Genomic DNA, 23,334 nt, shown 5'->3' with positions numbered 1-23,334 from the left:
AAAAAATAACTAATATAAACTAATTAAATATAAAAATTCTAATATATTAAATTAAAAATCTAAAAATAAAATATAATTAATACAAATCAATAACTTATTTAATTTCTATTTGAGCACCAGCCTTTTCTAATATATCTTTAATTTTATCTACTTCAATTTTAGAAATAGATCCTTTTATAAGAACTGGAGCTGATTCCACCAAATCCTTAGCTTCTTTTAATCCCAAACTTATGGTACTACGAATAGCTTTTATCACGGAAATTTTATTACTACCAAAATCTTTTAAATAAATATCAAATTCAGTTTTTTCCTCAACTTCAACTTGTTTAATTAATTGAGTATCTTTATTAGCAACTAATGAAGAAGAAGAAACACCAAATTTTTTTTCCATAGCTGAAACTAATTTCATAATATCCATTACAGACATTTTAGATACTGCATCTATAATTTGATCTTGATTAATAGACATAATTTAAAATTCCAAAATTTATAAAACCCTAAAAAAACTAATATATTTAAAAATAAAATATTAATATTTAAAATCTAAAAATAAAATTAATTAATATTATTATTTTTAACATAATAAATATTTAATAAAACCTTAATAAAACTAAAAATACTAATTTCTTTTAAAATAAATAAAATTAATATAATAGCTTCATTGTATGAAGGAAATTTAGATAAACTATAAATTTCTTTTGAAGGTAAATACTTATCATCATAAAATAAACATTTTATTTTCAATTTCTTTTCTTCATCTAAAAATTTCTTAAACAACTTAATTGAATCTAAAGGGCACTTTAAAGAAAAAGCAACAATAGTAGGTCCAATAAATTTTTTTTTTAGACATTCATATTTTGTACCCTGTACGATTCTAAATAATAAATTATTACGTAAAACACGTAAATAAATATTATTTTCACGAGCTAATTTACGCCAATAAGTCATAACATTAACCTTAATACCAGATATATCTGCAACTACTATGGATAAAGAACAATCAATTATTTTTTTTATTTCCAAAATTATTGATTTTTTATCAAAAATACTTAACCGCATAATATATCCACATGAACAATAATATTTTAATATGACAAACTAATAGATGATTTTACTATTATTTAATTAAAATTACAATAATAAAATAAATTATATTAACAATTATTCAAAAAATATAAAACAATAATTTTATTTTAAGATAAAAAATCATTATACTTAATCGGATAACCTAAACCCATTGTACTAGAAATAGTAATTTTTTTTATATATAGACCTTTAAAAGAAATAGGTTTAAATTTTATTAAGGAAAGTAAAAATATTCTTAAATTTTCCTTTATTTTAAATACATCAAAATTTACCTTACCAATCATAGAATGAATGATACCATTTTTATCATTACAAAAACGTATCTGACCAGATTTTGCATCCTTAACAGCTTTGACAATATTATTGGTAACAGTACCTAACTTAGGATTAGGCATCAATCCTTTAGGACCTAAAATACTACCTAATGTACCTACCATAGACATAGATTCAGGTGTTGCAATAACTAAATTAAAATCCTTAAAACCATTTTTAATTTTATATACTAAATCTTCCATACCAATCATATCAACACTTAATTCTTTTAATAATAAATTGTCAATATCTTTAGTAAAAACAATAATTTTGACATTTCTACCTGTACCATAAGGTAAAACAACCATACCACTAACATGTTGATCGGGTTTATTAATATTAATACCTAAATTAACGGAAACATCTACACTTTCAATAAAATTCAAACTCTGATATTTCTGAATAGATATAATTACTTTATCAAAACTATGTAATTTAAATTTTAAAAAATTATCCTTTAACATATATTTTCTTCGCTTAGAAATAATTATCATAACTTTATTTATTCCTCTATATCTACACCCATAGAAATGGCAGTACCTTTAATGGATGAAATCAATTTATTAATATCTGAACCTGTCATATCTAATCTTTTAATATTAGCAATATCTTCCAGTTGATTAATCGTAATTTTACCAACCTTATTATTTTTACAATTACTAGAACCTAATTTAATATTAATAGCTTTTTTAATTAATACAGATACAGGTGGACTCTTTATTATAAAGGTAAAAGATCGATCAACATATACTGTAATAATTACAGGTATAGGAACACCTTTTTCAATATTTATAGTTCTATTATTAAAATCATTACAAAACTCCATTATATTAATACCATGTTGTCCTAAAGAAGGGCCGACAGGAGGAGCTGGTGTAGCACTACCAGCTGGTACTTGTAACTTAATAAATATCTTAATTTTCTTTACCATATAATAAATTCCAAATTTAAATATAAAATTAAAAAATTATTTATAATTATCCTTTTCAACTTTATTAAAATCTAATTCTACAGGAGTAGATCTCCCAAAAATAGAGACTGATACAGTTAAACGGCTTTTATCATAATCAACTTTCTCTACAATACCATTAAAATCTATAAATGGACCATCATTAATTCTAACAAGTTCACCAATTTCAAATAAAACTTTAGGTCTAGGTTTATCACCTATTTGTTTAAGTTTATCAAAAATAAGAATAACTTCTTTGTCACTAATTGGTGATGGTGAATCAGAAGTACCACCTATAAACCCCATAATACGAGGAACTCCTTTAACTAAATGCCAACTTTCATTAGTCATTGACATCTTAACCAAAACATATCCCGGAAAAAATCTACGTTCACTTTTTCGACGATGACCTCCTCTAATTTCTACAACTTCTTCCGTAGGAACTAAAATTTTACTAAATAAATTTTCCATTTTATACATTTTTATATGTTTCTTCAAAGCATCAACCGCCCGGGATTCAAAACCAGAATATACTTGAACAACATACCATCGTTTTTTAAAATTATCTAACATTTTAAAATCTCAATCTAGTAAAAAAAGAAACAAAATAAATAAAAATAGTATCTAAACACCATAAAATTAAAGAAAGTAATAAAGTTACTACTAAAACAATCAATGTTGTATAAAAAGTTTTCTTTAATGTAGGCCAAACAACTTTATACATTTCTAACTTAGATTCGTAAAAAAAAGAAATAGCTCTTTTACCCTTATCAGTACAAATAAATAATAAACTTAACATAAAAATTGTAAATAACAAAAATAAAATACGTACATACCAAATATGTACGTTGAAAAAATAATTCTCTATAATTAAGAAAAAAATTAATAAAAATATAGAAAACCATTTAATATATTCTAATATTCTTTTTTTTTTTTTTACTCCTAATTTAACATTCATAAAATATTCCTAATCAAAAATAATACAAAAATTATATTAATATTAAGTAAATAATATTATATTTAAATTCTTGATAATTATTACAATAAAAAATATTATAAAATTATAACAATCACAATAATAAATCTATAAAAAATGAGCGAGTAACGGGAATTGAACCCGTATCATTAGCTTGGAAGGCTAAGGTAATAGCCGTTATACGATACTCGCATTATAAGAAATATTTATGTACAAATTGGTGGGGGAAGGATTCGAACCTTCGAAGTCAATGACGGCAGATTTACAGTCTGCTCCCTTTAACCGCTCGGGAACCCCACCATTAACTAATATTTATCAATGCCGGCTACCGGAATCGAACTGGTGACCTACTGATTACAAGTCAGTTGCTCTACCTGCTGAGCTAAGCCGGCAATTAATAAAATTAATTTTGTTACAATTGTACGAAATAATATTTTTTATGCAAGAAAAATTTAAACAATAAAATTAAATAAGACAATATACTATTTAACAATAGCCCTTTAATATATAAAATATATTTAATAATAAATTTGAATGATTTAAAACCCAAAAATGAATAAAAAAAATAAAAAAAATTGAAAATAATACACCATATATAATAGGAATAACTGGTACTGTAACATAAGGAAAAATAACTTTAGCACAAATAATAAAAAAACTTTTAAAAGAATATTTGAAAATAAAGATCACTAATGTAAGTACAGATAATTTATTATATTAAAATAAAAACCTGAAAAAAAATAATCAATAAAAAAGATTTTCCTGAATAATATAATTTCAAAAATTTAAAAAAATTTTTACAAAAAGTAAAATCAGAAAAAAATAAAATAAAAATACCTAAATATTCACATTTAAACTACGATATTATAAAAAATAAATACATTAAAACTAATAAAATTAATATTCTAATATTAGAAGAAATAAATATTTCACAAATAAAAACTTATAAATAAAAAAAAAATAAATAAAAAAATTTTATCAGATTTAATTGATTTTAGTATATATGTTCATACCTCAGAAAAATTTTTAAAATATGATATAAAGATAGATTATTAAATCTATATAAAAATAGAGATAAATACAAAGAATATTTTTAATAAAAAAATTAATAATTTAACTAAAAAAGAATTATTTAATTAACTAAATTTAATATGTAATATTACAAATAAAATAAATTTAATAAAAAATATATTACCTACTAAAAAGAGAACAAAATTAATATTAAATAAAACTTATAATTATAAAATAAATAATAAAAAATATAAAAACCAAATAATATAATTTATTAATAAAAAATTAATTAAATAATCTATAAAATTTATTAAAATTCGATTTATACATAACAATAAATAAATTATTAATTAAATTAGAAATTAATAAATTCCTATCAATAAAAGTGTTACATATTTTTAAATTTATATAATGAAAATTATAAAAAATATCATAAATTGGAGACAAATTCAATCCAATACCAATAACTATCTTTCTATACCCATTAGATTTATAAACAACATCAATTAAAACACCAGATATTTTTTTATTATTTAAATAAATATCATTAGGTAATTTAAATGTAACATTCGCAACACCAAACTTAGACAAAATTTTTATAATCATTTTACTTACTATTATACTTAAATTAGTAATAGAAATCGAACTATCACAAATATTCCAAAACATAGAAAAATATATATTTCCAATTAACGGAGAAAACCAAATTTTATTAAAACGTCCTCTACCATTTGTTTGATGCTCAGAAATACAAACATCACCCAATCTTAAAATATTCATACGCCTTAATAAAAAATTATTAGTAGAATCAACTATAGGAATAAAAAAAACACGATTATTAAATTTTAATTTATTTAAAATTTTAATCTGATCTAAAAATTCAAAAATATTTAAAGAAAAATAAATAACGGTATCAAAAGTATTAAATTTTAATATATATACTCCCATAAATTTTAACTTTTTAATAAATCTCTTAATTAAAATATCACTCAATCCCAAATAATTAACAAACATATTTAAAGAACATAATCTATATTTATTTAACATATATAATATTCTAAATAAAATAATAAAATTATTCATTAAATTATACTTAACGGATTGATTTCTCCATATTTACCAATAAATCTTACTTCAGGGATAAGACAAACATTAAATTTATTATTTACATCAATACGAATTTTGCGTGCTAAACATATAATATCATCAGATGTAGCATTATTAATATTTAAAATTACCAACGATTGTTTTGTATTAATAGAAGCTCCACCTATAGAATATCCTTTTAATCCACATTTATCAATTAACCATCCACCAGATAATTTTATAGTTCCATTTAACATTTTATAATAAGGTATATTCTTATATTTAAATAATATTTTTTTAAATAACTTTAAATGTATAATAGGATTCTTAAAAAAACTACCAACATTTCCAATTAATTTAGGATCTGGAATTTTACTTTTACGTATATTATATATAACATTATATATTTTTATTGGAGTAAAAAACTTAATATTAAAATTAATATAATTAGTAATAGAACACCATTTTTTATTTAATCTGATACCAACAGCAGTTACTATATATTTTCTTTTTAAACCATACATAAAAATACTACTACGATAACCAAATAAGCAATCTTTAACTTTAAATCTATAAACTTTAAGATTATTTAAATTAGTAATTTCTACATATTCACATATATCTTTAAATTCTAATCCATATGCACCAATATTTTGAACAGCTGCCGATCCTACAGAACCAGGAATAAAAGCTAAATTTTCTAATCCAAAAATACCAATATTCATAGTATATTTAACTAAATCATGCCAAATTTCACCAGATTTTACATGTAACAACCATACATCTAATTTTTCTTCAATAAAAATTCCCTTAATTAAATTTATTATTACTAATCCAGAATAATTATTTAAAAAAAATACATTACTACCACAACCTAATAAAATAAATGGTATATTTAATTTACGACAAATAAACCAATATTTACTAATAATACCAATAGTTTTAGCAAAAAAAATACCCCTAGAATATAAATCTATACCCAAAGTATGAAAAAATTTTAAAGAAATCATAGAATAAAAATTAAAATATATTAAAAAAACATTTATGGTGTTGCAAGGTTAAGACTCACGGGATATTAGTACTGATTAGCTAAACATATTACTATGCTTACACATTCAGCCTATCAACGTTGTTATCTTCAACATCCCTTTAGGAGATTTAATCTCTGGGAAGATTAATCTTGGAGTAGGTTTCGTGCTTAGATGCTTTCAGCTCTTATCCTTTCCGCATATAGCTACCGGGCATTGCTACTGGCGTAACAACCCGAACACCAGGGATGCGTCCACTTCGATCCTCTCGTACTAAAAGCAGCTCTCCTCAATCTTCCATCGACCACGACAGATAGGGACCGAACTGTCTCACGACGTTCTAAACCCAGCTCGCGTACCACTTTAAATGGCGAACAGCCATACCCTTGGGACCTGCTTCAGCCCCAGGATGTGATGAGCCGACATCGAGGTGCCAAACACCGCCGTCGATATGAACTCTTGGGCGGTATTAGCCTGTTATCCCCGGAGTACCTTTTATCCGTTGAGCGATGGCCTTTCCATTCAGAACCACCGGATCACTAAGACCTGCTTTCGCATCTGGTCGCGCCGTCACGCTCCCAGTTAAACCGGCTTTTGCCTTTACACTAAACTCACGATATCCGACCGTGATTAGCCGATCTTTGTGCTCCTCCGTTACTCTTTAGGAGGAGACCGCCCCAGTCAAACTACCCACCAGACACTGTCTCTGTAGTTGTATCCTACTAGGTTAGAATTTAAAACATCAAAGGGTGGTATCTCAAGGACGTTTCCATATAAACTTACATCTATACTTCACTAACTCCCACCTATCCTGCACATTAATATTTCAAATCCAGTGTCAAGCTATAGTAAAGGTTCACGGGGTCTTTCCGTCTTGCCGTAGTTACGCTGCATCTTCACAGCGAATTCAATTTCACTGAGTCCCAGGTGGAGACAGTCTGGCCATCATTACGCCATTCGTGCAGGTCGGAACTTACCCGACAAGGAATTTCGCTACCTTAGGACCGTTATAGTTACGGCCGCCGTTTACCGGGGCTTCAATCTAGAGCTTCAAGATTTCTCTTTAACCCCTTCAATTAACCTTCCGGCACCGGGCAGGCGTCACACCGTATACTTCCACTTACATGTTTGCACAGTGCTATGTTTTTAATAAACAGTTGCAGCCAGCTATTCTCTGCGACTGATTTCAGCTGAACAAGTAAATTGTTTTCACCTAATATCAGCGTGCCTTCTCCCAAAGTTACGGCACTATTTTGCCTAGTTCCTTCACCTGGGTTCTCTCAAGCGCCTTAGTATTCTCTACCTAACTACCTGTGTCGGTTTGTAGTACGAATTGATATTATTTCTAAAAAAATTAGAGGCTTTTCTAGGAAGCATGGTATTTATCACTTAAATTCGATAATGAATCTCGTCATAACGCCTTAATGTTTATAGATTTACGGATTTTCCTATAAATCTCATCTACACGCTTAAACCAAATAATCCAATATTTGGATGATATAACCTTCTCCGTCCCCCCATCATTAATAAAATCAAGTACAGGAATATTAACCTGTTGTCCATCGACTACGCCTTTCGGCCTCGCCTTAGGTTTCGACTAACCCTGCCACGATTAACGTAGGACAGGAAACCTTAGTTTTTCGGCGAGCAGGTTTTACACCTGCTTTATCGTTACTCATGTCAGCATTCGCACTTCTGATACCTCCAACATATTTTTCAATACATCTTCATCAGCTTACAGAACGCTCCTCTACCCAACAATAAAATAAAAATATTGCTGTCGCAGCTTCGGTGTATAATTTAGCCCCGTTAAATCTTCCGCGCAAAATGACTAGACCAGTGAGCTATTACGCTTTCTTTAAATGATGACTGCTTCTAAGCCAACATCCTGGTTGTTTAAGACTTCTTACATCGTTTCCCACTTAACTATAACTTAGGGACCTTAGCTGGCGATCTGGGCTGTTTCCCTTTCCACAACGGATCTTAGCACCCGCTGTGTGTCTCCTATAATAACATTCTTTAGTATTCGAAGTTTGCAACGGGTTAGTAGATCGGTAAATCCCCTGACCGAAACAGTGCTCTACCCCTAAAGATGAATTTATAAGGCGCTACCTAAATAGCTTTCGAGGAGAACCAGCTATCTCCCGGTTTGATTGGCCTTTCACCCCTAGCCACAAGTCATCCGCTGATTTTTCAACATCAGTCGGTTCGGTCCTCCAATTAGAATTAACTAACCTTCAACCTGCTCATGGCTAGATCACCGGGTTTCGGGTCTGTATTTTGAAACTTAACGCCCAATTAAGACTCGGTTTCCCTACGGCTCCCATATACTGTTAACCTTGCTACAAAATACAACTCGCTGACCCATTATACAAAAGGTACGCAGTCACTTCTTAAATACGAAGCTCCTACTGCTTGTACGTATACGATTTCAGGTTCTATTTCACTCCCCTAACCGGGGTTCTTTTCACCTTTCCCTCACGGTACTAGTTCACTATCGGTCAATCAGGAGTATTTAGCCTTAGAGGATGGTCCCCCTATCTTCAAACAAGATTTCTCGTGTCTCGTTCTACTCTTAGAATCTTTAATAACAATATTTTCATATACGGGACTATCACCCTTTATAGCTAAATTTTCCAATTTATTCTACTAATATATATTACTAAATTATAATTCAGAGCTAATCCCCTTTCGCTCGCCACTACTAAGGGAATCTCAATTGATTTCTTTTCCTTAAGATACTTAGATGTTTCAGTTCTCTTAGTTGACACTTATAATTTACATTAAAGTGATATACAATTATATATATCAGGTTTCCCCATTCGGAAATCACCGGTTATAACGGTTCATATCACCTTACCGATGCTTATCGCAGATTAACACGTCCTTCATCGCCTCTGATTGCCTAGGCATCCACCGTATACGCTTAATTAACTTAACCTTGCAACCCATAAATGTTTAAAACAAATCTATAAATAACCAAATTTTAAAAGAACATTATTTGTCCCCTGGGGGATTTGAACCCCCGTTACCGCCGTGAAAGGGCGAGGTCCTAACCCTCTAGACGAAAGGGACTAATAAAATTAAAAAATAAAAAAAACTGTGTGAGCATATTAAAAACAAAAAAAATTAAAATAAAATATAATATATTTAAGGAGGTGATCCAACCGCAGATTCCCCTACGGTTACCTTGTTACGACTTCACCCCAGTCATGAGCCACAAAGTGGTAAGCGTCCTCTTACATAATATAAGTTAAACTACTCACTTCTTTTGCAGAGCACTTCCATGGTGTGACGGGCGGTGTGTACAAGGCCCGAGAACGTATTCACCGTAGCATGATGATCTACGATTACTAGCGATTCCGACTTCATAGAGTCGAGTTGCAGACTCTAGTCCGAACTGAGACGCACTTTATGGGTTCTGCTTACACTCGCGAGTTCGCTTCCCTTTGTATACGCCATTGTAGCACGTGTGTAGCCCTGGTCGTAAGGGCCATGATGACTTGACGTCATCCCCACCTTCCTCCGGTTTTTCACCGGCAGTCTTCTCTGAGTTCCCAGCTAAACTGTTGGCAACAGAGAACAGGGGTTACGCTCGTTGCGGGACTTAACCCAACATTTCACAACACGAGCTGACGACAGCCATGCAGCACCTGTCTCACAGTTCCCAAAGGCACATTTCTATCTCTAAAAACTTCTGTGGATGTCAAGACCAGGTAAGGTTATTCGCGTTGCATCGAATTAAACCACATGCTCCACCGCTTGTGCGGGCCCCCGTCAATTCATTTGAGTTTTAGCCTTGCGGCCGTAGTCCCCAGGCGGTCAACTTAACGCGTTTGCTACAAAGAACATAGCTAAAAACTACATCCTTTAAGTCGACATCGTTTACAGCATGGACTACCAGGGTATCTAATCCTGTTTGCTCCCCATGCTTTCGCACCTCAGTGTCAGTTTTCAACCAGGAGGCCGCCTTCGCCACTGGTATTCCTCCAAATATCTACGCATTTCACCGCTACACTTGGAATTCTACCTCCCTCTCTGAAACTCTAGCATTATCAGTTTCAAATGCACTTCCTAAGTTAAGCTCAGGGATTTCACATCTGACTTAATAAACCACCTACGTGCTCTTTACGCCCAGTAATTCCGATTAACGCTAGCACCCCCCGTATTACCGCGGCTGCTGGCACGGAGTTTGCCGGTGCTTCTTCTGTAAGTAACGTCAATCATTAATATTATTAGTATATATGACTTCTTCCCTACTGAAAGTACTTTACAACCCAAAAGCCTTCTTCATACACGCGGCATAGCTGCATCAGGCTTTCGCCCATTGTGCAATATTCCCCACTGCTGCCTCCCGTAGGAGTCTGGACCGTTCTCAGTTCCAGTGTGGCTGGACATCCTCTCAGACCAGCTAGAGATCGTTGCCTAGGTAAGCCATTACCTTACCTACTAGCTAATCTCATTTGGGTTCATCTAAAGACATGAGGTTTATATATAAATATAAATCCCCCACTTTGGTTGTTAAACATTACGCGGTATTAGCTATCGTTTCCAATAGTTATCCCCCTTCTTAAGGTAGATCCCCAAATATTACTCACCCGTCCGCCGCTCGCCATCAATTAAAGTTGCCTTTAATTATGTTGCCGCTCGACTTGCATGTGTTAAGCTTGCCGCCAGCGTTCAATCTGAGCTATGATCAAACTCTTCAATTAATACTGACTAAAAAAACAAAATTAAATTATAACCCTAAATAAAATTCAAAGTGAATTATATATATTAAATATTTAATTTGCTTTTAAAAACACTCACACAATAAAAAATAAAATTTTAAAAGAACTATAAAAAAAAACAGAAACTAAAATATAACTTTAACTTAATAATAAGTCAATAAAATTATAAAAATTTTAATTTTGTATTAAAAATATAACTGTTCTAACTCAATAAATCCATATTTTTTTAATAAAGTAAATATATTTAATAAAGAACTATCTATTTTTAAACATAATACTTTATTAAATGGATATAAATATGAACAAAAATAACTATTATTTTTTATTACTGAACAAACACGATTCACAAAAACTAAACTGGAATCTATTAATTTAATTTTAGGACCAAATATTTCACCCAATTCCAATAATAAAAAAGAATAATGAGTACAACCTAAAATTATTACATCAGGTAATTTCAACATGTCTGTAAAAAATTTTAAAATAAAAACAATTTTATCAAATGATATATCAAACCCATATATCTTATTCTGAGCAATATGTACTAATTCAGTAGAACCCAATAAATAAAACTTATATCTATTAGAAAATTTCTTAACTAATTTTTTAATATATAAACATGATACAGTATTTTTTGTAGCAATTAAACCTATTATACCATTATTAGTCAATGAAACAGCAAGTTCAATAGAAGGAACTACACCAACTATTGGAATATCTATTAAAGAACGTAATAATGATAACATCATTGTACTAACAGTATTACATGCTATAACAATCAAAGATAATAAATAACTTTTCATAATAGATCTTATTATTCTTAATGTATTAAAAATAATAAATCCTTCTGATTTTTCACTGTAAGGAAAAAATATATTATCAAAAAAATAAAGATAATTATAATTAGGTAATTTTTCACTAACTTTTTTATAAATATACAAACCACCAATTCCAGAATCAAAAATTAAAATATATTGTATATTTTTCATATTCTTTTATAAAATCATATTTAAAATAAATAAAAAAAAAACATATAATTTATAATTATATTTAAAAAAAAAATAATATTTAATTATACAAAATTAAATCTTACTATTTAAATAATATTTTAATATTAAAAACTAAATAATAAGGAAAATAAAATTAATTATGAAATTAATATCTAGAAGAAATTTTATGAAATTAGCTGCAAGCGGAGCAATAGCTATATCAACAACAAATAAAATAAATGCTAAATCGTTATTATCTGATCTAAATACACCAAGAGGAGGAAGTGACCCTGGTCCACATAATGAGTTAAGAGATCAAGAAAATCCAGATATTATAAATCCACCATTAACAGACAAGGGTACTCTTCCAAATTTAAGATTTTCATTTAGCGATTCTCACATTCGAAATGAAAGTGGAGGATGGACTAGACAAATTACACAAAGAGAATTAACTGTATCAAAAACAATATCAGGTGTAAATATGCGTCTTAATACAGGAGGTATTAGAGAATTACATTGGCATAAAGAAGCAGAATGGGCATATATGTTATATGGAAATGCACAGATAACAGCAATGGATACAAATGGAAAATTTTTTATAGACAATATAAAAACAGATGATTTATGGTATTTTCCACCAGGAATTCCACATTCTATACAAGGATTAATTCCAGATGGTTGTGAATTTATACTAGCTTTTGATAATGGTAATTTCGATGAAGATAGTACATTTCTCTTAAGTGATTGGTTTAAACATACACCCACAGATATATTATCTAAAAATTTTCAAATATCAAAAAAAAATTTTAATATTTTACCAAAACCAGAAGAAAAATATATTTTTCAAGGAACAAAAAATAAAATCAAATACAATATTAACAAAAAATATATTTCCAAAAAAAAATTTAGCTATAAAATGTCAGTAAAAAAAGCAATAAAATTTAAAAAAGGAAAAATAAAAATAGCTGATACATCTAATTTTAAAATTTCAAAAAACATATCAGCTGCATTAGTAGAATTAAAAAAAGGAGCAATAAGAGAATTACACTGGCATCCAAATAATGATGAATGGCAATACTATATAATAGGAAAGGCAAAAATGGGAGTTTTTGCATCTTCTGATACAGCTAGAACATTTGATATGAAAGCTGGTGATGTTGGATATATACCATTTGCTATGGGACATTATATAGAAAATATAGGTAATGAAACATTAAAATTTCTAGAAATATTTAAAAGTTCATATTATGCAGATATATCTTTAAAACAATGGTTATCATTAACACCAGAACAACTGATACAAGATCATTTAAATTTAAATTCAAATTTTAAAAAATCATTAAATAAAGAAAAAACACCAATTATATAAAATTATTTTAAAAAAATAAAAAACAAAATTAAAAATCATTAGTAATCTTATAATCAGATAAAAAAGAAAGTAATCTACTCATATCCGAAGGTAAAGGAGAAAAACAATTAATATAAATATTGCCAATAGGATGCTTAAAAAATAATCTAGTAGCATGCAAAGCTTGCCTAGAAAAACTACGTAATTCATTATTTATAATGATGTGTTTTTTACCAGATAAATATTTTTTTTTTCCATATAAAATATCTCCTATCAATGGATGAGAAATATAAGACATATGTACACGAATTTGATGAGTACGACCAGTTTCTAATAAAATTCTTACATGAGTACAATAAATATATTTTGATATTATACTATAATGAGTAATTGCTTCCTTACCATCATCACTAACCATCATACAAACTCTTTTAATTTTATGACGTTTTATAGGTTTAATAATTGTTCCATCATTAATTAAATCACCAAAAACAATAGCCTCATATTCCTTAATAAATTTACGATTTTTTAACTCATTAGATAACATTAAATAAGAATATAATGTTTTAGCCACTACCATTAAACCTGTTGTATTTTTATCCAATCTATGAATTATACCACAACGAGGAACAACATTAATATCTGGAAAATAATACAATAAACCATTCAAAATAGTACCACCATTACTATTATGATTAGGATGAACAATTAAATTAGATTGCTTATTTATAACAATAATTAAATTATCTTCATAAACAATATCTAAAAAAATATATTCAGGTAAATCTATTCTTTTTGATATATATTTAAAATTAACTAAAATTTTTACACATTTTTTAATAATCATTTTAGGTTTATTAATTAAAATATTATCAACAAAAACATAACCATTAAGTATCCATTTCTTAACACAAGAACGTGTATAATTAGGAAATAAATCAACCAAAATTAAATCTAATCTTTTCCCGCATTGATTTTCTGAAACTATTCCTTTAAGCTTAATATAAAACATAAAAAACAACTCAAAATAAAATTTAAAATGAAAAAAAAATATATAAAAATAATATTTTTACTATTAATAAATCTAATACAAAACAAAACAATTGCGTATTCTTATATAACACAAAAAAAAGAAATAAAAAATAATATATATTATTATAATGAATATATAAAAACACAAAAACTTTTAAAACAAAAAAAATATGAAAATGCTATAAATAAATTAAAAAAAATAGATCAAAGATATTATAAAGAAATATACACAAAACAAATCAAAATAAATCTAATTTATGCATATTATAAAAATAAAAAATTAAATAAAGCAAAATCAACTATAGAAAAATTTTTAAAATTATACCCAAAATATGAAAATAAAGATTATCTGATCTATATGAACGGAATAATAAATATGGAAATATCATATAAAAAATTCAATAATTTTTTTATATTAAATACAGATGAAAAAGATATGTCATTAATGAAAATATCTGAAAAAAACTTTTTAAATATTATAAAAAAATACCCAAATAGTATATATAAAAAAGATTCAGAAAAAAGATTAATTTATATTAAAAACCAATTATCAAAAAATGAATTATTAATTACAAAATTTTATTTCAAAAAAAAAAAATGGAAAATTGTAATTAATAGAATAAAACATATGATCTATAATTACCCTGATACTAAATACACAAAAGACGCACTAAAATTAATGCATTATGCATTAACAAAAAAAAAATTATTAAAAGAAACAAATTTAATTAAAAAAATAATAGATATAAATAAATAAAATAAAAATTAAAACCCAATTCTATTAAACTTTTTACTAAATTTTTCTACTCTACCTCTGGTATCCATTATTTTACGTTGTCCGGTATAAAAAGGATGACATAAAGAACAAACATCTAAAAAAATATCCTTTTTTATAGTTGACTTTATATTAATGATATTACCACATGAACAAGTAGCCACTATACTATTATACGAAGGATGAATATTTTTATTCATAAATGAACCTATATTTTATAATATAAAAAATAAATTAATATACTATTATTAAAACAAAAAAAACAATTATGCAAATTAATAAATCAAAATTTATTAAAAAATTATAATCTATAATAAAATTATAAAATAAATATTATTAAATAAAATAGAAAAAAAATAAGGAAAATTTAATAATTTTGTATAAAACAAACTTATTTAAGTATTAATACTTGAAATTTAAAAAAAACTATCTTATATTTGACCATAAAATGAATATTAAAATTTTAAAACAAGGATTTCATTTTGACAACAATAATAAGTGTAAGTCGTCAAGGTCAAGTAGTAATTGGAGGCGATGGCCAAGCAACTACAGGTAATATTATTATGAAAAACAATGTAAACAAAGTAAGAACAATATATCATAATAAAATTTTAGTTGGTTTTGCTGGAAGTACATCAGATGCTTTTACACTATTTGAATTATTTGAACATAAATTAGAAAAATATCAAGGAAAATTAATAAAATCAGCAATTGAATTATCAAAAGATTGGAGAACTGACAAATTATTAAGAAAATTAGATGCTCAACTAATAGTGGCTGATAAAAAAAATTCACTCATTGTTAGTGGTCATGGTGATATAATTAAACCAGAAAATAAAAATAAATTAATTACAATAGGTTCAGGTGGGCCATATGCACAAGCTGCTGCAAAAGTATTATTAGAATACACATCCTTAACAGCATATGAAATTGTAGAAAAATCTTTATCTATAGCTGCAGAAATATGTATATATACTAATAATAAATTTACTTTTAAAATGTTATAATATAAAAATCAAGTAACAAAAAAGGATCATTCTATGTCTAAAATGACCCCAAAGAAAATAGTCAATAAATTAGATCAATTTATAATAGGACAAAAAAATGCAAAAAGAGCTGTAGCAATAGCACTACGCAATCGTTGGCGTCGTATGCAACTAAATGAAGAGCTTAGAACAGAGGTAACACCAAAAAATATATTAATGATAGGACCAACAGGAGTTGGAAAAACTGAAATTGCAAGAAGATTAGCAAAACTAGCAGATGCACCTTTTATAAAGGTAGAAGCAACAAAATTTACAGAAGTTGGTTATGTAGGTAAAGAAGTGGATTCAATTATTAGAGATTTAACAGATACAGCAGCTAAAATGATAAAAATACAAGCAATAGATAAAAATAAATCCAGAGTAGAAACATTTGCTGAAAATAGAATACTAGATGTACTAGCACCAATAGATAAAAATAATTGGAATCAAGAAAATATAAAACAAAAATCAAATATAGAAAAAAGAAGAAATTATTACAAACAACTAAAAGAAGGAAAACTAAATGAAGAAGAAATAGAAATAAATTTAACAGTACCAACAATGGGAATAGAAATAATGGCCCCTCCAGGTATGGAAGAAATGACAAACCAATTACAATCCATGTTTCAAAACATTAGTGGACAAAAGAAAAAAACGAGAAAAATAAAAATAAAAGATGCAATGAAATTATTAATAGAAGAAGAAGCATCTAAATTAATAAATCCAGAAGAAATTAAAAAATTAGCCGTAGATTCTGTAGAACAAAACGGTATCGTTTTTATAGACGAAATAGATAAAATATGCAGAAGAAGTGAACACTCATCATCAGATGTTTCAAGAGAAGGAGTACAAAGAGATTTATTACCATTAGTAGAAGGATGTACAGTTGCAACTAAACATGGTATGATAAAAACAGATCATATTTTATTTATTACTTCAGGAGCATTTCAAACAGTCAGTCCTTCAGATCTAATTCCCGAACTACAAGGAAGACTACCTATAAGAGTAGAATTAAAAGCTTTAACAGTAAAAGATTTTCAAAGAATTTTAACTGAACCTAGTGCATCTATTACAATGCAATACATAGCATTAATGAAAACTGAAGAAGTTAATGTCAAATTCACAAAAAAGGGTATTAAAAAAATTGCAGAAGCTGCATGGCAAGTAAATGAATCAACAGAAAATATTGGAGCACGTAGATTACATACTGTATTAGAAAAACTCATGGAAGAAATTTCTTTTAATGCAAACGATAGTAAAGGTGAAACTATAATAATAAATGCTAAATATGTTTCTTCACATTTAGATAAATTAATTTTAAATGAAGATATAAGTAGATTTATACTTTAATAATAATTAAATATATATAAATATAAATTTTATATTTATAAAAATTAACTTAAAAAATTCAAATAAAATAAATTATTTTATATAAAAAAAAATAATATAATTTTAAGTTTCAAATACCAATAAAAAAATAACCTACAAACAATATTTTTTCAATAATTTATAATATATTTTCAAGGATTATATTTATGAACAAAAAAATAGATTCTAACTTAAGAGGAAGATGTATAGCAGAATTTTTAGGAACCGGGTTAATAATATTTTTTATTACAGGATCCTGTGCTGCATTAAAATTAACTGGAGCAAACTTTGGTCAATGGGAAATTAGTATAATTTCAGGAATGGGTGTAACAATGGCTATATATATAAGCAACACTATTTCTGGATCTCACTTAAATCCTGCAGTTACTATAGCATTATGGATGCATTCATATTTTAAAAAAAGAGATGTAATTCCCTATATTTTATCACAAATATGTGGAGCATTTTTTGCAACCGCATTAATTTATTGTTTATATTATAATCTATTTATTAATTTTGAACTCAAGCATCACTTAATAAAGGGCAGTAAAGATTGGATATATTTAGCTAGTATATTTTCCACATACCCAAACTCTTATATAAATATATATCAAGCATTTGTAATAGAAACAATAATAACCATAATATTTATGACTATAATAATGATATTAACTGACAATAATTATAATGAAAATTTATCTCCATTAATTATTGGATTACTAATAGGTGTAATAGGAAGTTCAGTAGGTACACTAACTAGTTTTGCTCTTAATCCAGCAAGAGATTTTGCACCAAAATTATTCACGTGGCTAATAGGATGGGGGAATATTGTTTTTACAGGAGGAAGAAAAATACCATATTTCTTAATACCAATATTTGGACCAATATTAGGTGCCAATATAGGAGTATTTAGTTATAAAAAATATATAAAACCTCATTTACATAAACAAGAATAAATGATTTTATTTTAAAAATAAAAAACTAATAACTATCCTACTAGGAATGGATTATAATGAAAACAAATAAGAAATATATTATAGCATTAGATCAAGGAACAACTAGCTCAAGATCAGTAGTCATTAATCATAATGCTAATATTGTTGCAGTTTCTCAGCGTGAAATAAAACAAATATATCCTAAACCAGGATGGGTAGAACATGATCCCATGGATATATGGAATTCACAAAATAATACATTAATGGAAGTTCTTAACCATAACAATATAAGACCAGAAGAAATAGCAGCTATAGGAATAAGTAATCAAAGAGAAACCACAATTATATGGGATAAAAAAACTGGTAAACCAATATATAATGCAATTGTATGGCAAGATCCAAGAACAGCTAATTATTGTAATATTCTAAAAGAAAAAGGATTAGAAAAATACATTAAAAAAACACATGGTTTAGTAATAAATCCTTATTTTTCTGCCACAAAAGTAAAATGGATTTTAGATAACGTAAAAGAAGCAAAAAATAAAGCTAAAAATGGAGATCTTTTATTCGGTACTGTAGATTCATGGTTAATTTGGAAAATGACACATGGTAAAGTTCATGTAACTGATTATACAAATGCATCACGTACTATGATGTTTAATATACATACTTTAGAATGGGATCAATATATATTAGATATTTTGGATATACCTATAGAAATATTACCAAAATTAAAATCTTCATCTGAAATATATGGATATACGAATATAAATGGTGATAATAATAATCCAATACCTATAGCAGGAATAGCTGGAGATCAGCAAGCAGCACTATATGGACAACTTTGCGTATACCCTGGTATGGCTAAGAATACATATGGAACAGGATGCTTTATGTTAATGAACACAGGAAAAGAAGCCGTAACATCAAATGAAGGTTTACTAACGACTATTGCATGTGGACCTAGAGGAGAAGTAAATTATGCATTAGAAGGAGCAGTATTTATAGGAGGAGCTGCTATACAATGGTTAAGAGACGAAATAAAATTAATACATGATTCATCTGACTCTGAATATTTTGCTATGAAAGTAAAAGATAATAATGGAGTATATGTAGTTCCTGCCTTTACTGGTTTAGGGGCGCCATATTGGGACCCATATGCAAGAGGAGCAATATTTGGATTAACAAGAGGGGTCAATGCAAATCACATAATCAGAGCAACATTAGAATCAATAGCGTGGCAAACATGTGATGTACTCGTAGCTATGCAAAATGATGCAAAAACAAAACTAAAATCTTTACGTGTAGATGGTGGTGCAGTAAATAACAATTTTTTAATGCAATTTCAATCAGATATATTAGAAACTTGTGTAGAAAGATTAAAAACAACAGAAGTAACATCTATTGGAGCATCTTGGTTAGCAGGATTAGCAGTTGGTTTTTGGAATGATCTAGAAGAATTAAAATCTAAAGTTATTATAGAACATATATTTCATCCTAAAATGCAAAAACAAAAAAGAAAAAATATGTACAAAAATTGGAAAAAAGCAATTGCATATTCTAGAGCATGGACAAAATAAAAATATTATTCCCATTCAATAGTAGCAGGAGGTTTGCTTGTTATATCATAAACAACACGAGATATTCCATCTACCTCGTTTATAATTCTACGAGAAACACAATCAAGTAAAAAATATGGTAATTTAACATATTCAGCTGTCATAAAATCTTTTGTTAAAACAGCTCTTAATGAAACAACCCATGTATATTTACGTATATCTCCCATTATACCTACAGAGCGAATTGGTAAAAATACAACAAAAGCTTGACTGACTTTTTTATAAAAACCATATCTATGCAATTCTTCAATAAAAATATCATTAGCTTGAGATAATAATAAACAATAAGATTTTTTTACTTCACCTAATATACGAATAGCCAGACCAGGTCCTGGAAAAGGATGACGATAAATCATATCATACGGTATTTTTAGTTTTAAACCAATTGTACGTACTTCATCTTTAAAAAATAACTTTAATGGTTCTATTAAATTAAAAAACATATTTTTTGGTAATCCACCTACATTATGATGAGATTTAATAAAATAATTATTATTATTAAGTATAGAAATAGATTCAATTACATCTGAATAAATAGTACCCTGAGCTAACCATTTTATATCTTTGTCTTTTTTTAACTCATTGTTGAAAATTTCAGCAAAAACATGACCTATAATCTTACGTTTTAATTCTGGATCAGTTACTCCAGATAAATATTTAAAAAATTTTTTTTCTGCATTAATACTTATTACATTTAACTTATACTTTTCTTTTAATTTAGAAATTATTCTAATAATATCTCTAATACATAATATTCCACTATCAACAAATATACAAATTAACTTATTACCCAAAGCTTTCTGTAATAAAATAGCTGTAACCAAAGAATCTACTCCTCCTGATAGACCTAAAATAACCTTATTATTACCTACAGTATCCCGAATATCAGATACAATCTGATCAATAATTTTAAAAGGAGACCATAATAATTTACATTTACAAATATTAACAACAAAATTTTTAAATATAATATTACCATTTATAGTATGAGTAACCTCTGGATGAAATTGTAATCCATAAATCTTTCTATTAATATTCTCTATAACAGCATATGGACAATTTTTTGTACTAGCTATTTTTTTAAATCCATGAGGAATACTAGATACTTGATCAGTATGACTCATCCAAACATTTACTAAATTATAATTAGTATATAATAATGAATCATTCCTAAAACCATTAATTAATTTACTCTTTGATAATATTTTTAATTTTGTACAACCAAATTCACTTCTAATAGATCTATTTACAGTACCTCCTAATTGTACCACGATTGCTTGCATACCATAGCAAATTCCTAATATAGGAACATCAATTGAAAATATAAAATCAGGAATTTTAACACTATTAAAACGAGTAACACTATCAGGACCACCTGATAATATAATACCAGATGGTTTAAATTTACTAATTAATTTTTTAGCATATTTACTAGCAAATAATTCACAATAAACACCTATTTCCCTAATTCTTTTAACAATTAATTGAGAATATTGTGATCCAAAATCAATAACCATTATATAATTTTTATAAATATTTTTATAAGACATAACTCATAATTTGTAACATAAAATAAAAAAATCAATAATTTATACGATAATTAGGAGATTCCTTAGTAATATTAACATCATGAACATGACTTTCAGCCATACCAGCATTAGTAATACGAACAAAATTAGCATTAGATTGTAATTCAAAAATAGTAGAACAACCTGTTAATCCCATACAAGATTTTAATCCTCCAATCTGCTGATATAAAATTTCCTTTAATGTTCCTTTATATGATACTCTTCCTTCTATACCTTCAGGAACTAATTTACTAATAGATTTATAATCCTGAAAATAACGATTAGAATAACCTTTAGACATTGCTCCAAGAGAACCCATCCCACGATACACTTTAAAAGCTCTACCTTCATAAAATTCTATTTCTCCTGGAGATTCTTCAGCTCCTGCAAATAAAGAACCAATCATAACACAAGATGCTCCAGCAACAATAGCCTTAGCTATATCACCAGAAAAACGAATTCCTCCATCAGAAATTACTGGTATATCTACATCTTTAAGTACTTTAACTACATTTAAAATAGCAGTAATCTGAGGTATACCCACACCAGTAACTATACGAGTAGTACAAATAGATCCTGGACCTATACCAACCTTTATTGCATTAACACCTATTTTTAATAAAGATAAAGCTCCATCAGAAGTTACAACATTACCAGCAATAATATCTATATCAATATATTCACGACGAATTTTACTAATAAAATCTAATACTTTTTTAGAATGAGCATGAGAAGAATCGATCAATAAAACATCAATTCCAGCATTAACTAATGAATAAACACGTTCATCACTATCTTTATCTATACCTACAGCAGCACCAACTCTTAATCTTCCTGTACTATCTTTACAAGAATAAGGTTTCTTTTTAGACTTCATAAAATCTTTTACAGTTATCATGCCTGTAAGACAAAAATTTTTATCTACCATTAATATCTTTTCTATACGATATCTATGCATCAATTCTAAAACTTCCTTATGAGTATCATATTTACTAATTGTAATTAAATTATCCTTTGAAGTCATAAAAGAAGAAACAGTACTATTTAAATCTTTTACAAATCTTACATCTCTACCAGTAATAATACCAATTAATTCATTAGTACCATACCTAACAACTGGATAACCAGCAAAACCATTAGCTCTAGTTAAATCATTAATTTCTTTTAGGGTAGTATCTGGATAAACAACTTTAGGATCAACTATAATACCACTTTCATACCTCTTTACCTTATTTACTTCATTGATCTGATTTATAATAGACATATTCTTATGAATAAATCCAATACCTCCTTCTTTAGCTAAAGCAATAGCTAATCTTGATTCTGTAACAGTATCCATTGCCGCAGAGATTATAGGTATATTTAAATTTATATTATTAGTTAATTTAGTACTAATATTTACATCAACCGGTAAAATTTCAGAAAATGCAGGTACTATAAGTACATCATCAAAAGTAAAAGCTTCATTAATAATTTTAATCATTAATAATAATTATC

19 protein-coding genes, 4 tRNA genes and 2 rRNA genes are annotated in these 23,334 nt (G+C 27.4%); 6 read left to right on the top strand and 19 right to left on the bottom strand.

Going from position 1 to position 23,334, the window contains the following annotated elements; genetic code table 11:
• Positions 1-94: 94 nt before the first annotated feature.
• From rplL to murI, 15 genes are all read right to left on the bottom strand, one after another.
• Entirely contained in the window at positions 95-469 is a 375-nt protein-coding gene (rplL, locus tag C9I82_RS01765) for a 50S ribosomal protein L7/L12 (protein WP_115956134.1), read from the bottom strand.
• A gap of 86 nt (positions 470-555) precedes the next feature.
• Positions 556-1,059, bottom strand: a complete 504-nt coding sequence (gene rplJ, locus C9I82_RS01760; RefSeq protein ID WP_115956133.1) for a 50S ribosomal protein L10 — start codon at positions 1,057-1,059, stop codon at positions 556-558.
• A gap of 134 nt (positions 1,060-1,193) precedes the next feature.
• A complete protein-coding gene (gene rplA / locus C9I82_RS01755; protein ID WP_115956132.1) occupies positions 1,194-1,892 on the bottom strand; it encodes a 50S ribosomal protein L1 in 699 nt (232 codons plus the stop codon).
• An 8-nt stretch (positions 1,893-1,900) separates the two neighbouring features.
• Complete coding sequence (rplK, locus tag C9I82_RS01750) at positions 1,901-2,329, bottom strand: 50S ribosomal protein L11 (protein ID WP_115956131.1); 429 nt, start codon at positions 2,327-2,329, stop codon at positions 1,901-1,903.
• Positions 2,330-2,365: 36 nt separating this feature from the next.
• A complete protein-coding gene (gene nusG / locus C9I82_RS01745; RefSeq protein WP_115956130.1) occupies positions 2,366-2,920 on the bottom strand; it encodes a transcription termination/antitermination protein NusG in 555 nt (184 codons plus the stop codon).
• 1 nt (position 2,921) lies between these two features.
• A complete protein-coding gene (gene secE, locus C9I82_RS01740) occupies positions 2,922-3,305 on the bottom strand; it encodes a preprotein translocase subunit SecE (RefSeq protein ID WP_115956129.1) in 384 nt (127 codons plus the stop codon).
• 138 nt (positions 3,306-3,443) lie between these two features.
• Positions 3,444-3,515 (bottom strand) — tRNA-Gly (locus C9I82_RS01735).
• Positions 3,516-3,541: 26 nt separating this feature from the next.
• A tRNA-Tyr gene (locus C9I82_RS01730) sits at positions 3,542-3,623 on the bottom strand.
• Positions 3,624-3,642: 19 nt separating this feature from the next.
• A tRNA-Thr gene (locus tag C9I82_RS01725) sits at positions 3,643-3,715 on the bottom strand.
• A 904-nt stretch (positions 3,716-4,619) separates the two neighbouring features.
• A complete protein-coding gene (locus C9I82_RS01715; RefSeq protein ID WP_162859731.1) occupies positions 4,620-5,381 on the bottom strand; it encodes a biotin--[acetyl-CoA-carboxylase] ligase in 762 nt (253 codons plus the stop codon).
• A gap of 35 nt (positions 5,382-5,416) precedes the next feature.
• Positions 5,417-6,430 carry a UDP-N-acetylmuramate dehydrogenase gene (murB, locus tag C9I82_RS01710; RefSeq protein ID WP_115956252.1) on the bottom strand — a complete coding sequence of 338 codons (1,014 nt, stop codon included), beginning with the start codon at positions 6,428-6,430 and terminating at the stop codon, positions 5,417-5,419.
• A gap of 44 nt (positions 6,431-6,474) precedes the next feature.
• Positions 6,475-9,389 (bottom strand): 23S ribosomal RNA (locus C9I82_RS01705).
• Positions 9,390-9,450: 61 nt separating this feature from the next.
• Positions 9,451-9,523, bottom strand: a tRNA-Glu gene (locus tag C9I82_RS01700).
• A 76-nt stretch (positions 9,524-9,599) separates the two neighbouring features.
• Positions 9,600-11,160, bottom strand: a 16S ribosomal RNA gene (locus tag C9I82_RS01695).
• Together the 16S and 23S rRNA genes with 1 tRNA gene alongside form the textbook arrangement of a ribosomal RNA operon.
• 203 nt (positions 11,161-11,363) lie before the next feature.
• Positions 11,364-12,167, bottom strand: coding sequence for a glutamate racemase (murI, locus tag C9I82_RS01690; protein WP_115956126.1), 804 nt, complete (start codon positions 12,165-12,167; stop codon positions 11,364-11,366).
• Positions 12,168-12,327: 160 nt separating this feature from the next.
• Here murI and C9I82_RS01685 point away from each other — a divergent pair, with 160 nt between their 5' ends.
• Complete coding sequence (locus C9I82_RS01685; protein ID WP_115956125.1) at positions 12,328-13,536, top strand: cupin domain-containing protein; 1,209 nt, start codon at positions 12,328-12,330, stop codon at positions 13,534-13,536.
• Between the two features lie 28 nt (positions 13,537-13,564).
• On the opposite strand, the gene C9I82_RS01680 is transcribed toward C9I82_RS01685, so the two are convergent.
• On the bottom strand, positions 13,565-14,527 hold the full coding sequence (locus C9I82_RS01680; protein ID WP_115956124.1) for an RluA family pseudouridine synthase: 963 nt from the start codon (positions 14,525-14,527) through the stop codon (positions 13,565-13,567).
• A 27-nt stretch (positions 14,528-14,554) separates the two neighbouring features.
• Here C9I82_RS01680 and bamD point away from each other — a divergent pair, with 27 nt between their 5' ends.
• Positions 14,555-15,304: an outer membrane protein assembly factor BamD gene (bamD, locus tag C9I82_RS01675; RefSeq protein WP_115956123.1), complete on the top strand. Its 750-nt coding sequence runs from the start codon at positions 14,555-14,557 to the stop codon at positions 15,302-15,304.
• An 8-nt stretch (positions 15,305-15,312) separates the two neighbouring features.
• Here bamD and rpmE read toward each other — a convergent pair whose 3' ends face one another.
• Positions 15,313-15,522, bottom strand: coding sequence for a 50S ribosomal protein L31 (gene rpmE / locus C9I82_RS01670; RefSeq protein ID WP_115956122.1), 210 nt, complete (start codon positions 15,520-15,522; stop codon positions 15,313-15,315).
• 282 nt (positions 15,523-15,804) lie between these two features.
• Here rpmE and hslV point away from each other — a divergent pair, with 282 nt between their 5' ends.
• From hslV to glpK, 4 genes are all read left to right on the top strand, one after another.
• Complete coding sequence (gene hslV, locus C9I82_RS01665) at positions 15,805-16,329, top strand: ATP-dependent protease subunit HslV (protein WP_115956121.1); 525 nt, start codon at positions 15,805-15,807, stop codon at positions 16,327-16,329.
• A gap of 33 nt (positions 16,330-16,362) precedes the next feature.
• Positions 16,363-17,697, top strand: coding sequence for an HslU--HslV peptidase ATPase subunit (gene hslU, locus C9I82_RS01660; protein ID WP_115956120.1), 1,335 nt, complete (start codon positions 16,363-16,365; stop codon positions 17,695-17,697).
• A 185-nt stretch (positions 17,698-17,882) separates the two neighbouring features.
• Positions 17,883-18,671, top strand: coding sequence for an MIP/aquaporin family protein (locus C9I82_RS01655; RefSeq protein WP_115956119.1), 789 nt, complete (start codon positions 17,883-17,885; stop codon positions 18,669-18,671).
• Between the two features lie 53 nt (positions 18,672-18,724).
• Positions 18,725-20,230, top strand: a complete 1,506-nt coding sequence (gene glpK / locus C9I82_RS01650; protein ID WP_115956118.1) for a glycerol kinase GlpK — start codon at positions 18,725-18,727, stop codon at positions 20,228-20,230.
• A gap of 5 nt (positions 20,231-20,235) precedes the next feature.
• Here glpK and guaA read toward each other — a convergent pair whose 3' ends face one another.
• Together guaA and guaB are read right to left on the bottom strand one after the other, a co-directional pair.
• Entirely contained in the window at positions 20,236-21,819 is a 1,584-nt protein-coding gene (gene guaA / locus C9I82_RS01645) for a glutamine-hydrolyzing GMP synthase (RefSeq protein WP_115956117.1), read from the bottom strand.
• Between the two features lie 31 nt (positions 21,820-21,850).
• Positions 21,851-23,320 (bottom strand): IMP dehydrogenase, encoded by a 1,470-nt coding sequence (gene guaB / locus C9I82_RS01640; protein ID WP_115956116.1) that lies wholly within the window; start codon positions 23,318-23,320, stop codon positions 21,851-21,853.
• Positions 23,321-23,334 lie beyond the last annotated feature (14 nt).

The sequence above is a fragment of the Candidatus Purcelliella pentastirinorum genome (genome assembly GCF_003391335.1).
Lineage (GTDB): Bacteria > Pseudomonadota > Gammaproteobacteria > Enterobacterales > Enterobacteriaceae > Purcelliella > Purcelliella pentastirinorum.
The sequence above is the reverse complement of the archived record's forward strand: the minus strand, read 5'-3'. Positions and strand labels throughout refer to the sequence as shown.

Excerpts from the sequence above, each read along its gene's own strand:
- rplL (WP_115956134.1), bottom strand. The coding sequence starts at position 469 with ATGTCTATTAATCAAGATCAAATTATAGATGCAGTATCTAAAATGTCT.
- rplJ (WP_115956133.1), bottom strand. The coding sequence starts at position 1,059 with ATGCGGTTAAGTATTTTTGATAAAAAATCAATAATTTTGGAAATAAAA.
- rplA (WP_115956132.1), bottom strand. The coding sequence starts at position 1,892 with ATGATAATTATTTCTAAGCGAAGAAAATATATGTTAAAGGATAATTTT.
- rplK (WP_115956131.1), bottom strand. The coding sequence starts at position 2,329 with ATGGTAAAGAAAATTAAGATATTTATTAAGTTACAAGTACCAGCTGGT.
- nusG (WP_115956130.1), bottom strand. The coding sequence starts at position 2,920 with ATGTTAGATAATTTTAAAAAACGATGGTATGTTGTTCAAGTATATTCT.
- secE (WP_115956129.1), bottom strand. The coding sequence starts at position 3,305 with ATGAATGTTAAATTAGGAGTAAAAAAAAAAAAAAGAATATTAGAATAT.
- C9I82_RS01715 (WP_162859731.1), bottom strand. The coding sequence starts at position 5,381 with ATGTTAAATAAATATAGATTATGTTCTTTAAATATGTTTGTTAATTAT.
- murB (WP_115956252.1), bottom strand. The coding sequence starts at position 6,430 with ATGATTTCTTTAAAATTTTTTCATACTTTGGGTATAGATTTATATTCT.
- murI (WP_115956126.1), bottom strand. The coding sequence starts at position 12,167 with ATGAAAAATATACAATATATTTTAATTTTTGATTCTGGAATTGGTGGT.
- C9I82_RS01685 (WP_115956125.1), top strand. The coding sequence starts at position 12,328 with ATGAAATTAATATCTAGAAGAAATTTTATGAAATTAGCTGCAAGCGGA.
- C9I82_RS01680 (WP_115956124.1), bottom strand. The coding sequence starts at position 14,527 with ATGTTTTATATTAAGCTTAAAGGAATAGTTTCAGAAAATCAATGCGGG.
- bamD (WP_115956123.1), top strand. The coding sequence starts at position 14,555 with ATGAAAAAAAAATATATAAAAATAATATTTTTACTATTAATAAATCTA.
- rpmE (WP_115956122.1), bottom strand. The coding sequence starts at position 15,522 with ATGAATAAAAATATTCATCCTTCGTATAATAGTATAGTGGCTACTTGT.
- hslU (WP_115956120.1), top strand. The coding sequence starts at position 16,363 with ATGTCTAAAATGACCCCAAAGAAAATAGTCAATAAATTAGATCAATTT.
- C9I82_RS01655 (WP_115956119.1), top strand. The coding sequence starts at position 17,883 with ATGAACAAAAAAATAGATTCTAACTTAAGAGGAAGATGTATAGCAGAA.
- guaA (WP_115956117.1), bottom strand. The coding sequence starts at position 21,819 with ATGTCTTATAAAAATATTTATAAAAATTATATAATGGTTATTGATTTT.
- guaB (WP_115956116.1), bottom strand. The coding sequence starts at position 23,320 with ATGATTAAAATTATTAATGAAGCTTTTACTTTTGATGATGTACTTATA.